The organism is Pseudoalteromonas sp. H103, from assembly GCF_001469205.1.
Taxonomy (GTDB): Bacteria; Pseudomonadota; Gammaproteobacteria; order Enterobacterales; family Alteromonadaceae; genus Pseudoalteromonas; species Pseudoalteromonas carrageenovora.
In genome coordinates this window covers 131,318-145,052 of sequence record NZ_LOFG01000019.1, presented here as the reverse complement: position 1 = coordinate 145,052, position 13,735 = coordinate 131,318, and the positions used below count along the sequence as shown (strand labels likewise).

Sequence of the window (13,735 nt, the reverse complement as noted above, 5' to 3'; positions counted from 1 at the left end):
TATAAATTTAATTGGCCGTATAGTTAACTTGCCAGTTTTTTAATCAGTATTTATTTTTCTTTCGTCACAGATTTGTTGAATAACACTTTACGTTAACGTAAAGTGTTGGCAGCTTTAATTAAAGACAGTGCAGATGCTGCAAAGTTTATTCGCAGCTATCACCCATAATAATAATCCACAGGGGCATTGTTTTTCCGACAACAAAAGAAGGTAGGTTATGAGTAATCCCAATAACGTATCGCTGAATATTAACCATGACCTAGAGTTTATCGATGGTAATGCGCTTAATATTCCAACCCTTAGTATTTTAACTGAGGACGGCGACATTCATCCTAGTGCAACTGCACCTGATATTTCAAAACATACCGCACTTAAATTATACGAAACGATGCGTTTTATTCGCCTGCTTGATGAGCGTATGCAAGGCGCACAGCGCCAAGGCCGTGTTAGCTTTTATATGCAATGCTTAGGTGAAGAGGCCGCTGTAACCGCATCTGCTGCAGCATTAGATCAAGACGATATGATAATGGCGCAATACCGTGAGCAAGCCGCACTTCATTATCGTGGCTTTACACTTGATCAGTTTATGAACCAAATGTTTTCAAACGAATTGGATTTAGGCAAAGGCCGCCAAATGCCGATTCATTATGGTTCTAAAGAATTGAATTACATGACTATCTCATCGCCATTAGGTACTCAAATTCCTCAAGCTACAGGTTATGCCTATGGACAAAAAGTAAAGCATATAGATGCAAAAACAGGTGAGCTTGCAAGTACTATCGATAACGTGACGATTTGTTATTTTGGTGAGGGTGCGGCATCGGAAGGTGATTTTCATGCTGGTTTAAATATGGCTGCTGTACACAAAGCACCCGTTATATTTTTTGCCCGTAATAATGGCTATGCAATATCTACTCCGGCAGATGAGCAATTTAAAGGTGATGGTATTGCCTCTCGTGGTGTTGGCTACGGCATTAAAACGATTAGGGTTGATGGGGCTGATGCATTGGCTGTTTACGCTGCAACAAAAAAAGCGCGCGAAATTGCAACTACCCAAGGTGAACCTGTTTTAATTGAATCTATAGCGTATCGATTAGGTGCGCACTCTACATCTGACGATCCTAGTGGGTATCGCTCAAAAGATGAAGAGGCAAATAATCAAACGTGTCCAATTGATAAATTTAGAAAATGGCTTGTTAAGCAAAACTGGTTAAACGAAGAGCAAGACGTAAAAGCAAAAGAGTCTATTCGCGAAGAAATTTTAGCAGCCCTTAAGCGTGCAGAAATAGTACAAAAACCTGCATTAGAAGAACTAATTTCTGATGTATACGATACGCCTATTCCTTCTCTTGTTCGTCAATATAACGAATTAAAAGAGCATATTAAAAAGCACCCAGATGCGTATCCGATCACAGCAGGGAGAATCAAGTAATGGCTAAAATGAACATGCTACACGCAATAAACTCTGCGCTCGACATTACAATGAATGAACATCCTCAAGCCTGTATTTTTGGTGAAGATGTTGGTTACTTTGGTGGCGTATTTAGAGCAACATCGGGCTTACAAGAAAAATACGGTAAGCACCGTGTTTTTAATACACCTTTAACTGAGCAAGGTATTTTAGGTTTTGCTAATGGTTTAGCGGCATTTGGTGCACCTGCTTTAGCTGAAATACAATTTGCTGATTATATTTTTCCGGCATTTGACCAAATAGTTAATGAATCAGCAAAATTTAGATACCGTAGTGGTAACGAGTTCAACGTAGGGAATTTAACCATACGTACACCTTATGGTGGTGGTATTGCCGGTGGTTTATATCATTCGCAATCACCTGAGGCATATTTTGCACATACGCCGGGCTTAAAAATAGTGGTACCACGCAACCCTTATCAAGCAAAAGGTTTGTTACGTGCGTGTATTAAAGACGATAACCCTGTTTTATTCTTTGAACCAAAGCGTTTGTACCGTGCATCAATTGGTGAAGTACCTGAAGAAGATTACACTATTGAGCTCGGAAAAGCCGAAGTAGTACAAGAAGGGTCTGATATAACCGTACTTGCTTGGGGCGCGCAAATGGAGATTGTAGAAGACGCTGCTAAACAAGCCAGTGAGCAAGGTATAAGCTGTGAAGTAATAGATCTTAGAAGTATATTACCGTGGGATGTAGACACCATTGCTAAGTCGGTAACCAAAACGGGTCGGTTAGTTGTTAGCCATGAAGCGCCTATTACAAATGGCTTTGGCGCTGAAATAGCGGCAACTATTCAACATGAGTGCTTCCTACATTTAGAATCTCCTATTATGCGAGTGTGTGGTTTAGATACACCATACCCGCTAGCGCTTGAAAAAGAATATGTACCGGATGCGTTAAAAGTACTGGCTGCAATTAAACAATCAATGGATTTTTAGGGGTTACCATGGCTAAAGATTTTATATTACCCGATATTGGTGAAGGCATTGTTGAATGCGAAGTTGTTGAATGGTTAATCAAAGAGGGCGATAGCGTATCTGAAGATCAGCCTATTTGTGATGTAATGACAGATAAAGCATTAGTGCAAATTCCGGCTGTACATGATGGTGTAATTACTAAGCTTTATTATCAAAAAGGTGAAATAGCTAAAGTACATGCCCCATTATTTGCTATGGATGTAGACGGTGACAGTGCAAATAATGAAGCTGTTCAAGAAGACGTTACAACTGAACTACAAGCAAACACTAGCTCAACTGATTTGCTAGAAGACTTTATACTACCCGATATCGGAGAGGGTATTGTTGAGTGTGAAATTGTTGATTGGTTAGTTGCAGAAGGCGACGAAATAGAAGAAGACCAAGCTGTTTGCGACGTAATGACGGATAAAGCATTAGTACAAATTCCGGCTAAATATACGGGTACTGTGCAAAAGCTTTATTATCAAAAAGGTGAAATTGCTAAAGTACACAGCCCGTTGTTTCAAATGACAATTACAGGCAGTGCAGCTAAGCCAAATGTTGATATAAACCAAGCGGTCGTAAAGGCGCAAACTAATGCTGTTGTTGAAAAAACAGCACCAGTTAAAACGCAGCAAGCTGCTAAAGTTATCAACCAAAAAGCAGTGGCATCGCCTGCGGTTCGCCGCAAAGCACGCGAGCTTGATGTTGATTTAACCTGCGTACCAGGTAGTGGCAAAAATGGCCGTATTTATAAGCAAGACATAGAAGAGTTTGTAAAAGGTGAAGTGCCAAATACTATTGATACTTCACCTCTTAATAGCAATGCCTCTCAAAGTACAGTACAAAACCAAACGCAAAATCAAAGTGGTGGCGTACGAGTAGAGTCTATTAAAGGCATTAAAGCGGCTATGGCTAAGCAAATGATGGCTTCTGTGTCTACTATTCCGCACTTTACCTTTAGTGATGAAATTGACTTAACACAGTTAATTGCGCTCAGAAGTGCTCTAAAAGAGCAGTATAAAGCGCAAGGTGTAAAGCTCACCATGATGCCGTTTTTTGTAAAAGCACTGTCACTAGCTATGAAAGAATACCCAGTGCTTAACTCAAAAGTAAATGATGAATGTTCAGAGCTTACCTACTTTGATGATCATAATATTGGTATTGCAGTTGACTCTAAAATTGGTTTGTTAGTGCCTAACATTAAATCGTGTCAGAGTAAGAGCATTGTAGAAGTAGCAAACGATTTAACTCGTTTAACTCATTCAGCACGCGAAGGGCGTGTTGCACCTGATGACTTAAAAGGTGGCACAATTAGCATTTCGAATATTGGTGCAATTGGTGGCACTATTGCGACGCCTATTATTAATAAACCAGAAGTAGCAATTGTTGCATTAGGTAAATTGCAACATTTACCGCGCTTTGATGAAAGCGGGCAAGTTGTGAGTAAAGCAATTATGCAAGTTAGTTGGTCTGGCGATCATCGCGTTATTGATGGCGGAACAATTGCACGCTTTAATAACTTGTGGAAATCGTATTTAGAAAACCCATCGGCAATGATGATGGCAATGAGTTAAAAATATAATTGTTTAAAGCTAATAAAAAACCAGCAATTTGCTGGTTTTTTGTTTTAAATGAGTCTGTTTTTATTTAAGATACAAGTGTTGCTAAAAAGTAATAAAATTAACCCCGTTAGGGAATATAAAAAATAACACTAAGGAAATATTATGGAACATTATATGAATGCGCTGCGTAGCTACGCAGATTTTTCAGGGCGTAATCGTCGTAAAGCATTTTGGATGTTTTACCTAATCAACTTTTTAATTGCTTTAGTACTGGGTGTGGTTGATGAGCTGATGGGGGTAGCTGTGGTTGGAACAATTTATAGTTTAGCACTATTAATACCACAATTAAGTGCGGGTGCTCGCCGTCTTCACGACACAGGCCGCTCTGGCTGGTGGCAGCTACTTTGGTTAGTGCCAATAATTGGTTGGATTGTTTTAATTGTGTTCCTTGCACAAGACTCACATGAAGGCGAGAATGATTATGGCCCAAATCCAAAAGAGCTAGCTGCAGAGCCAGCTACTGTATAAAAAATAACTTAATATAAAAAGCTCAGCAATTGCTGAGCTTTTTTGTGTTTGGCAATTTTAGCTTAAAAAGTAAAGGCCATAGCCAACAGCTAATGCAGGGATAGACGTATACAAAGTCGCAATTATAGCCGCTTTAGGTGCCATGGCAATTGCAGGGAATAATGCATCACCATCGTTAGATATAGCATTAGCAGTTAATGCGCTAAATGGAATGATCCCCTGAATATATAACGTTGTAACAATTATTTGCGGGCCACAACCCGGTAAAAAACCAATCACTACAGCGATAAGCGGCGCTAAATAAGCGTAATGTGCAAACCAGGTTTTTAAATCAAGCCCTGCAATATTTACTAAAATTTCAAACAACATAAACGATGCCACAACCCATGCAGTAACGAAGTGTGTGTCTTGGAGTACTTTAATAATTTTAGAAGGTGGATTACATTCATCGTCTTCAGAGGTTACTTCTTTATAGCTTTCGCCTTTAGAAGAATACGCCCATATAGTTACAGTAAATAACGCCATTGCAGCACCAAAAATACTAATACTTGTGCCTGTGTATTTTCCAAATTGATCAAAGTCGACATTAAACGCAATTAAAAAAGCAATAATGAGGCTTGGAATAATAGCGAACATCCAAACGGGTTTGCTTATTTTAATTATTCGAGTAGGTAATACTTTTACTTGGTGTTTTTGTTCTTGCTTGGTTGGGCGTAAAAAGTCTTTTGCATGAAGGGCATTTACTATAACACCACAAAGCGTACCGACAACTAAACCAATCGCCATTATAATCAAACCTTCAGTAGGGCGAGTGGCAAGGAGTAAAAATGCAGCATCTCCCATTGTGGCAGTAAGCACGGCGACTATAGCCCCAAAACTTGCTTGGCCTTTTGTAAATTGGGTAACTACTATTATTGCACCACCACATCCAGGAAGGGCACCTAATACGGCCGCAAAAAATATTTCTAATACCGGCGATTTAGCACTTAAATAACTAAGCTCTAACTGAGGTAAGTGCTCTATAGCGTAGTAATAAATTAATAATGTAGCAGCTACAAATACGCTAACTTGAAAAAAAGCATCGCTTAGTGCTGTTATTGTAATTTCACGAAGTGATGGCACAGCTAAGCATACCAACAAAAACAGTGGTAATAATAAACGTTTATTTTGGCTAACAAAGCGTTTAGAAGCGGGCGTAATAAATCCTATTTGAGAGAGTAAAATCATACAGTGTTACCAATTAAATAAACGTGGTAACACTGTATATTTTAATTAAATGATAATCAATATCATTTGTATCTATTTAAATCGATTACTCACTTTGAGTTTTTCGATGTTAAACCCGATGTTATTTACGTTGAAACTCTGAGTTTGCATTCCAAGTAGGCCATTGCTCTTGCTCAGATATATTAAAACCTACTTTATAAAATAATTGTAAGTCTTGAACAGCGCCTGATAAATCCCACTCATCGCGGTACCTATCACAAGGCTGATGGTAACAACCACGAAGCACTAAACTCATACGTTTACGATAATTTGCTGTTTCTTCATCGGCCGCTACTGTACCACCGCCTGCATACATTGCAGGAATACCCATATTTGCAAATGCAAAGTGATCAGAGCGGTAATAGCCACCCGATGATGGTTTTGGATCACCAGATATTGTTCTACCTTGCTCTTTGGCTGCGGTAGTTAAAAATTCGTCCATTTGCGATTTACCAATACCCACTACATTCATATCTTTAACTTTACCTAGTAGGTTTAAGCTATCCATATTTATGTTAGCAACGGTTTTATTAGCAGCAATAACCGGGTTTGCTGCGTAATACTTAGAACCAAGTAAGCCTTGTTCTTCTGCAGTAACGGCTAAAAAGGTCATTGAGCGGCTAGGGTGCTTTGGTAATTTAGTAAAGGCTTCGGCTACTTCAATAAGACCAGCTGTACCCGTTGCGTTGTCGTGTGCACCATTATAAATTTGATCGCCTTTACGGGTCTTATCTGTACCTAAGTGATCCCAATGTGCAGAGTAAATAACATGTTCTTCAGGTTTTTCACTACCAGGTAGGGTTGCAATAAAGTTGTACGACACCGATTTTTTAATTGTATTTTTAACACTTACTGATGCGGTTAAATCGCCCATATCAACGTTATAAGCACCTTTTGCTGCATTTGTTTTTACAGTCTCAAAATCAAGGCCAGCCTTAGTAAATAGCTCTTTTGCTACATCACTAGTTACCCAACCTTCAACGGCAACGCGGTCCATGTTGTTATTTTCTTTTTGAAACCCAAATTGCTCACCACTCCAAGAGTTTTCTACAACCGACCACGGGTAAGATGCAGGTGCTGTTTCATGAATAATAATGGCTCCAGCTGCACCTTGACGGCTTGCTTCTTCGTACTTGTAAGTCCAGCGTCCGTAGTAGGTCATTGCATCGCCTGTAAATAACGCAGGGTCTTTTGTAGCAAAACCCGGATCGTTAACAAGCATAACCACTGTTTTGCCTTTAACGTCTAACCCTTCGTAATCATTCCAGTTGTACTCTGGTGCATTTACACCGTAGCCAACAAATACAAGTTCTGAATTCTCAATGCCTTCTTGTGCACTGATACGGCTACTGCCCATAACCATGTCTTTTTTGTATTGGTAATCTTTTCCACCAATACTTAATACCATGTTTGCATCAGCCTCAAGCGACACAAGTGGAACTTCTTGCAAGTAGCTGTCGCCATTGCCAGGCTCTAAACCTAGGGCTTTAAATTGCGCTGTTAAATAATCAAGCGTTAGTTTTTCGCCAGGCGATGAAGGAGCGCGTCCGCCAAATTCATCAGATGCGAGTACTTTTACATGTTTAGCCAGTTCATCAGCTTTAATGCTGTTATAGCCTGTAGTTACATCGGTAGAGGTAATACTTGTTGTTGTACAGCCTGCTAAAACAGCACCTGCAAGTAATGTGAGAGAAAAATAACGTTTCATGTCAGCTCTTTTCTTGTTTTAAGATTTAATAAGTATATTAAGTTCTATTAAGTAGAACCAGTTTTTGCGGTAAACTTCCCGTAAATTAAAGGTATAAATTGTTAAAGGTACAAATGAAACGCTTTACTCCTCCAGAGCAATGGCAAGTGAGTAGTTTACAAACAGGCGCATTTTCGCACTTACGTGAGCTATTTAAAGTAGACGAACTAGCTAATTGGCCTGCACCTCAGTGGTTTTCTCCTTTTTTAAAAGCGATTAATGCTAATAATATTGCTATTAGCTTTGAAGACGACTCAAAAGTAGATTTTGGCGATAGGTATTATGAGCAGGTTATTTTTGAAACGGGTGTAGTGCCAACTCGTGCAGAAAATTGGCATGACTTATTTGGTGGTTTTATTTGGTGTTTATTCCCAAAAACTAAGGCACTGATCAACCAACGTCACGTGCAAGATATAGCGCAATATGGGCTACAAAAGCGTACCAAACACAGAAATGCACTTACTTTATTTGATGAATGCGGCGTTGTATTAGCCATTAGCGACACAAAGTGGATTGAGCTACTTCGCGAGCACCAATGGAAAACTGCTTTTGTTGATAATAAAAGCGAGTGGGGTAAAACAATAAAGCCGTTCATGTTTGGTCATGCAAATTACGAAATGCTTACTAAGCCTTATATAGGGTTAACGGGTAAAGCGTTGTTTGTATGTATGCCCGATGAAATATTTTGTAAAGATTTAGTTACTCAATATCAGTACCTAGACCAAGCCCTTTATGAGATGATTAATACTAACAACTGTTTAGCTGATAACAAACAGCTTTCACCTTTGCCTTTATTAGGTGTGCCAGGTTGGCATGATGAAAATCAAGACGCGTCATTTTACGACAATACAGACTATTTTAGAGCGAAACGAAGGATACGAACATGATAGAAATCGCTGGGCTTAAAAAGAAATTTAAGTTAACCAAAGATCATAAAAAAAACAAAGTCGACGATATCGACCCACGTGAAGACAAAGACTATTTTCACTCTGTTCGTAATGTAAGCTTTAGTTGTGCTAAAGGTGAAGTGCTTGGTTTATTAGGTCCAAATGGTGCGGGTAAAACAACAACACTACGCATGTTATCAACCGCACTGAAACCAGATGAAGGCTCTATTACTATAGCGGGAAACGACATAGTAAAAAAACCATTGCTAGGGCGCAAATCAATCGGCTTTTTATCAGGATCTACAGGGTTGTACGGCCGCTTAACCGTAAAAGAAAACATAGAGTACTTTGCAAAACTCCATGGGATGAGTAAAAAAGACATAGCATCGCGTTGTGAAGAGCTGTTTACCATGCTCGATATGCACAAATTTATTGATAAACGCGCAGAAAACCTCTCAACAGGTATGAAGCAAAAAGCAAATATAGCTCGTGCGGTAGTTCATCATCCTGATGTGGTAGTGCTTGATGAACCAACAACTGGCCTTGATATAATGACTACACAAACGGTTATAAATTTTATTAAAGGCTTAAAAGAGCAGGGCACACCTGTTATTTTCTCAACTCACCATTTAGATGAAGTTGCACTTTTATGTGACCGAGTAGCGGTTATAAATGAAGGCGTAAGTTGTTTTGATGGCACAGTAGATGAATTTAAAAAAGCAGGTAATAGTGAAGAGCTTAATCAAGCATTTATAAATATATTAACGGAGAAACAAGATGTTTGAAGTATTTAAAAAGGAATTAAAAGAACTCCTTCGTGACAAAAAAACCTTATTGTTTGTTGTAGCGTTGCCCGTTGTTATATTTCCACTACTATTTGCAGTAATGGCATTTATAAGCTCACAAGCTGCGCTTGATGCTGATCAAAAAGTAAATACATACGTAATTATTAATGGTGAGTATGCACAAGAATTTACAGATAAAGTGTTTTACCACAAAAGTTTTGAGTTATATAAAGGCAGCAAAACGTTTAATACTATTGAAGAGCTTAAAGCGGGTGTTATTGCTGGTGATATCGATATGGGGATCTATTTACCCAGTGATGCCAAACAAACGTTAAATGACGAAAAGCAAAGTAAATGGCAAGTGGTATTTAACGATTCAAAATCTATTAACTTTTTGTTTGAACGTGTAAAAGAGCTGGCTAAGGAATACAGCGACAATTTACAAAAAGAACAATTAATTAGCTTTGGTATTGATATGTCAGCCCACGCAGCGCTGTTAAATCCAGTTGATGTAATAAAAGTTGATACCGCAGATAAGCGTGAAAACTTAGGCGAGAAAATGGGTGGCTTTTTACCTTACTTACTTATCCCTCTTGTATTAATGGGGGCGACTTATCCAGCTATAGATTTAGGCGCTGGTGAAAAAGAGCGTGGCACACTAGAAACTCTTCTGCTTACCCCTATTACTCGTACTGAGTTAGTACTTGGTAAATTTATAACGCTGTTAACGACTTCTATAGCGTCCACAACAATAACAGTACTCAGTATGGGCTGTTGGGTTGCGTTAGCATTAGCGTTTGCAGATTTAGATGTGATTAAAACGGCTTTTAGTTCTTTAGCAGTAACCGATTTACTAATGATATTTGTATTGCTGCTACCTTTGGCTGCAATTTTTTCATCATTAGCATTAGCTATATCTATCTATGCACGTACGTTTAAAGAAGCTCAAAATTATATGGCTCCGCTAAGTATGGGGGTATTCTTTCCTATTATAATTTCAATATTACCTAATATGGAGCTAACCGCTAAAACTGCGTTTATTCCTGTTACTAATGTTGCTTTAGCAATTAAAGATATAATTAAAGGCACCGTTGATTACACTTTTGTAGGCTTAATATTTTTGGCTACGGCGTTGATAGCCGGTGCGCTGCTAGCATTTTGTGTAAAATGGTTTAATAGAGAAGACGTTCTTTTTAGATAGAAAGCCAATATTATAAAATGTAAATGAGGTAGCCAGGCTACCTCATTTTTTAATTAGTCACTAAAATTAACGCATGTATTCAAGCGCTAACCAATCCAAATATTCACTTAAAATTCATACTCTTTGTGCTCTAAAAATTAAACTCATCCTTTAGTACTTTAATAGGTAAAAACATTAAAATTAATAACAATAACAAATTAGTTTTGGGGTCCTTTTTAACTTTTAATACACTATACTGTAGCGAGTAGAATCTGGTGGCGAAGGTAAATGTTAAAAAGGAATGTTTTTTTGAATGTTGCAAAAAGTAATAAATTAATTGTGGTTGCAGCAGGGTTGTTTTTGCTGATTGCGTTACCTGCTTTGTATATATTTGAAAAAAACGTTAGAAGTGATATTTACCATACAGCGCAAACTGAACTTAAGCGCGAGCTTGAACTTAAAAGCCTCTCTTTAAAAAAGCATCTACAAGATAGCGTTAATGCAATTAGGTTTTTAGATGCAACACCTCCTATTCAAGGCATTTCGCGTGCTTCTGAAAATAAATATATCGATCCATTATTGGGCACGCCTATTGATGTTTGGCAAACTCGTTTAGCCAGTATTTTTAGCGGCTTTATGCGGACTGATGAAAGCATACTGCAGGCTCGTTATATTATGCTCGCGGATGGCGGGCAAGAAATAGTAAGGGTGGACCGTAATCAATTAGGTGAAATTATAAGGTTACAGGGCTCGCAGTTACAAAAAAAAGGCGAGCGTGAATATATAATTAAAACAAGCATGTTGGATGACAAAAGCGTTTACATTTCACCAATTAATTACAACCGCGAAAATGGGCAAATTCAAAAGCCTTATGTAAGTACTTTTCGAGTTGCTAAACCAGTATTTGACGAACAAAAACAAGTGTTTGCTATTTTAGTAACAAACTATTTTGCCGAAAACTTAATAAAAAGTTTAACGGTTGAATCCCCACAAGGGACACAAATTTACTTGATGAATAACGAGGGTGAATTTTTGTATCATCCAAATCCCGATTTAAGATTTGGTTTTGAGTTTAATAAAGCAAAAACATGGGATGAAGAATTTACAGCCTCAGGTACCATGGATGCAGATGGCACACTGCCTTTTAACGAGTACCCTGCATTTTACACTTTAAAAAAACGCATCACATTTAGCGGCAATATAGCTATGCTTCCGCTAGAACTGGCTGTGAGTGTTAATACTGAGCACCTACTAGCTAAAGTGAGTAAAAGACGAGATAACTTTATAACTATGCTGGTGGTATTTTTTAGCATATTTTTAGTAATCACCATTTTATACCAGCGCTTTATTAACCGAAAATTACTTATTCACTCTTTAAAAGAGCAAAATAATAAAGTGATTGAAAATTCGCTCGATGCCATTTTTACAATCGAGCAAACCGGTGTAATTGTTAATTTTAATAATACAGCGCGCGATGTTTTTGGTACTAATTTAAAAGGGGAGAACGTTAGTTTTACGTCACTCTTTGAGTTAAGCGATACAGATAAAAATTGCATACAAGATACAATTACCGACGGCGTTAAAATGCCTTTTGAAGCAACCTACACCGATGGGTTTGGTAGTAAACAATTTTACTCTATTACCCTTAGTAGTATTTTTGATGTATTTAATAATCGTTACCAAGTGGCGGCCATTTTAAGAAATATAAGTTCGTTAAAAAATATTCAATCTGAGCTTGAAGGTTTAAATAATACCCTAGAGTTAAAGGTATCACAGCGCACAGTAGAGCTTGAGCGAGCAATTGATCAGGCGCTTGCTGCAAGCCAAGCTAAAAGCGATTTTGTTGCTAATATATCGCACGAAATACGCACTCCGATGAACGGCGTACTAGGCATGTTAGAAATGCTTAAAGAAGATAGTCTTACCGACCAGCAACATCATTACTTAAAACTAGCTAATAGTAGTGCTAATTCTTTAATGAATTTAATAAATGATATTTTAGATTTTTCTAAAATAGAAGCCGGTAAGCTGGATATAGATAATCACACATTTGATGTGGTTACGGTTTGTAGTGACATGATCACATCGCTTGCGCTGCAAGGGCAACGTAAAGGTCTTGAAGTATTTTTAGATACTAAAAATGTGGTTGATAGAATGGTTATTGGTGATAGCCATCGCCTAAAGCAAATTTTGATAAACTTAGTAAATAACGCGTTTAAATTTACGCATAAAGGGGAGGTAAGTTTAACCTTATCGTCTAAGTATATTACTGATTCAAAGCTGCTAATGAGTTTTACAATTAAAGATACTGGTATAGGTATTGCGCCAGAAAATCTCAATAAGTTATTTGAAGTATTTACCCAAGAAGACTCTAGTACCACGAGGCATTTTGGTGGAACCGGCTTAGGTTTATCTATTTGTAAAAAATTAGCACAGTTAATGGGCGGCAATATTACTGTCACGAGTGAGAAAGGTGCGGGGAGTACATTTACAGCTACAGTAGAACTTCATGTAGCCGCCCAGAAAAAATTAAACACGGGCATTGAGCTTTCAACAAGTATTAATGTAGCTGCGTTAATTGCGCGCGATAACGTGTTTAATAACGTTACTGACCTATTATTACAAACCTGTAAGGTTGATGAAGATAAAATAATAAGGCTCGATTACTTTAGCGAGCATGAAGCCTTTGACGCTGATTTATTAATTATTGATGATGAACACCCACAAGTAGATGCATTAATAAACTTTTGTAAGCAACATGATAAACGCTATGTACTCATTTTGCGTGATATGGTCATGAATAAGCAATCTAAAAAGGTATTCCCAGAGCATAGCCATATTCTTAATAAGCCGCTTACTCAAGATCAATTTACCTATAAATTGGCAAGCTTATTTGGTGCCAGTAAAGAGTTTGTTTTAACCCCACCTAAAACTCTCGAGGAAGAATTATCTGAGCCTGATTTATCGGCTTATCATGTACTGCTTGTTGATGACAACATGATAAACATTGAAGTGGCCAAAGCCATTTTAAAGCGTACTAAAATTAATATTACATGTGCATCTGACGGCCTTGAAGCCATTGACGCGCTTAAATTTAATGAAGGCCAACACATAGACTTAGTATTAATGGACTGTCAAATGCCTAACTTAAATGGCTACGATGCAACAAGTGAAATACGTAACGCTAAAGCCGGCATTAATTACATTCATGTGCCAATAATAGCGATGACAGCAAGTGCTATGGAAGGTGATAGAGAGCGCTGTATTGCAGCAGGTATGAACGACTATATTACCAAGCCTATAAAACCAAAAACACTAAAAGAGAGGTTAATAACCTGGTTGAATTAGTA

Annotated in this window: 10 protein-coding genes; 8 read left to right on the top strand and 2 right to left on the bottom strand. The window is 38.0% G+C overall.

Annotated elements, in window-relative coordinates; genetic code table 11:
• Window positions 1–217 precede the first annotated feature (217 nt).
• The 4 genes from ATS74_RS17355 (at window position 218) to ATS74_RS17340 (ending at window position 4,520) form a co-directional block, all read left to right on the top strand.
• Window positions 218–1,432: a thiamine pyrophosphate-dependent dehydrogenase E1 component subunit alpha gene (locus tag ATS74_RS17355; protein WP_058550120.1), complete on the top strand. Its 1,215-nt coding sequence runs from the start codon at window positions 218–220 to the stop codon at window positions 1,430–1,432.
• The gene (locus tag ATS74_RS17350) at window positions 1,432–2,409 is read left to right on the top strand and encodes an alpha-ketoacid dehydrogenase subunit beta (RefSeq protein ID WP_058550119.1); all 978 of its coding nucleotides are present in this window, start codon (window positions 1,432–1,434) and stop codon (window positions 2,407–2,409) included. Before ATS74_RS17355 ends, ATS74_RS17350 begins: the two co-directional genes overlap by 1 nt.
• Window positions 2,410–2,417: 8 nt before the next feature.
• Window positions 2,418–4,004, top strand: coding sequence for a dihydrolipoyllysine-residue acetyltransferase (locus ATS74_RS17345; protein ID WP_058550118.1), 1,587 nt, complete (start codon window positions 2,418–2,420; stop codon window positions 4,002–4,004).
• Window positions 4,005–4,154: 150 nt separating this feature from the next.
• A complete protein-coding gene (locus tag ATS74_RS17340) occupies window positions 4,155–4,520 on the top strand; it encodes a DUF805 domain-containing protein (protein ID WP_058550117.1) in 366 nt (121 codons plus the stop codon).
• Window positions 4,521–4,577: 57 nt separating this feature from the next.
• On the opposite strand, the gene ATS74_RS17335 is transcribed toward ATS74_RS17340, so the two are convergent.
• Both ATS74_RS17335 and ATS74_RS17330 read right to left on the bottom strand, forming a co-directional pair.
• A complete protein-coding gene (locus ATS74_RS17335; protein WP_058550116.1) occupies window positions 4,578–5,747 on the bottom strand; it encodes a putative manganese transporter in 1,170 nt (389 codons plus the stop codon).
• Between the two features lie 121 nt (window positions 5,748–5,868).
• Window positions 5,869–7,494, bottom strand: coding sequence for a M28 family metallopeptidase (locus tag ATS74_RS17330; RefSeq protein WP_058550115.1), 1,626 nt, complete (start codon window positions 7,492–7,494; stop codon window positions 5,869–5,871).
• Between the two features lie 113 nt (window positions 7,495–7,607).
• On the opposite strand from ATS74_RS17330, the gene ATS74_RS17325 reads away from it, so the two are divergent.
• The 4 genes from ATS74_RS17325 (at window position 7,608) to ATS74_RS17310 (ending at window position 13,733) form a co-directional block, all read left to right on the top strand.
• Window positions 7,608–8,420 (top strand): DUF3025 domain-containing protein, encoded by an 813-nt coding sequence (locus ATS74_RS17325; RefSeq protein WP_058550114.1) that lies wholly within the window; start codon window positions 7,608–7,610, stop codon window positions 8,418–8,420.
• Window positions 8,417–9,205: an ABC transporter ATP-binding protein gene (locus ATS74_RS17320; protein WP_058550113.1), complete on the top strand. Its 789-nt coding sequence runs from the start codon at window positions 8,417–8,419 to the stop codon at window positions 9,203–9,205. Before ATS74_RS17325 ends, ATS74_RS17320 begins: the two co-directional genes overlap by 4 nt.
• The gene (locus ATS74_RS17315) at window positions 9,198–10,406 is read left to right on the top strand and encodes an ABC transporter permease (RefSeq protein WP_058550112.1); all 1,209 of its coding nucleotides are present in this window, start codon (window positions 9,198–9,200) and stop codon (window positions 10,404–10,406) included. Before ATS74_RS17320 ends, ATS74_RS17315 begins: the two co-directional genes overlap by 8 nt.
• Window positions 10,407–10,673: 267 nt before the next feature.
• Window positions 10,674–13,733 carry an ATP-binding protein gene (locus tag ATS74_RS17310; protein WP_058550111.1) on the top strand — a complete coding sequence of 1,020 codons (3,060 nt, stop codon included), beginning with the start codon at window positions 10,674–10,676 and terminating at the stop codon, window positions 13,731–13,733.
• Window positions 13,734–13,735 lie beyond the last annotated feature (2 nt).

Coding starts and splice junctions, on each gene's coding strand:
- ATS74_RS17335 (WP_058550116.1), bottom strand. CDS start 5,747: ATGATTTTACTCTCTCAAATAGGATTTATTACGCCCGCTTCTAAACGC.
- ATS74_RS17350 (WP_058550119.1), top strand. CDS start 1,432: ATGGCTAAAATGAACATGCTACACGCAATAAACTCTGCGCTCGACATT.
- ATS74_RS17310 (WP_058550111.1), top strand. CDS start 10,674: ATGTTAAAAAGGAATGTTTTTTTGAATGTTGCAAAAAGTAATAAATTA.
- ATS74_RS17340 (WP_058550117.1), top strand. CDS start 4,155: ATGGAACATTATATGAATGCGCTGCGTAGCTACGCAGATTTTTCAGGG.
- ATS74_RS17355 (WP_058550120.1), top strand. CDS start 218: ATGAGTAATCCCAATAACGTATCGCTGAATATTAACCATGACCTAGAG.
- ATS74_RS17315 (WP_058550112.1), top strand. CDS start 9,198: ATGTTTGAAGTATTTAAAAAGGAATTAAAAGAACTCCTTCGTGACAAA.
- ATS74_RS17330 (WP_058550115.1), bottom strand. CDS start 7,494: ATGAAACGTTATTTTTCTCTCACATTACTTGCAGGTGCTGTTTTAGCA.
- ATS74_RS17320 (WP_058550113.1), top strand. CDS start 8,417: ATGATAGAAATCGCTGGGCTTAAAAAGAAATTTAAGTTAACCAAAGAT.
- ATS74_RS17325 (WP_058550114.1), top strand. CDS start 7,608: ATGAAACGCTTTACTCCTCCAGAGCAATGGCAAGTGAGTAGTTTACAA.
- ATS74_RS17345 (WP_058550118.1), top strand. CDS start 2,418: ATGGCTAAAGATTTTATATTACCCGATATTGGTGAAGGCATTGTTGAA.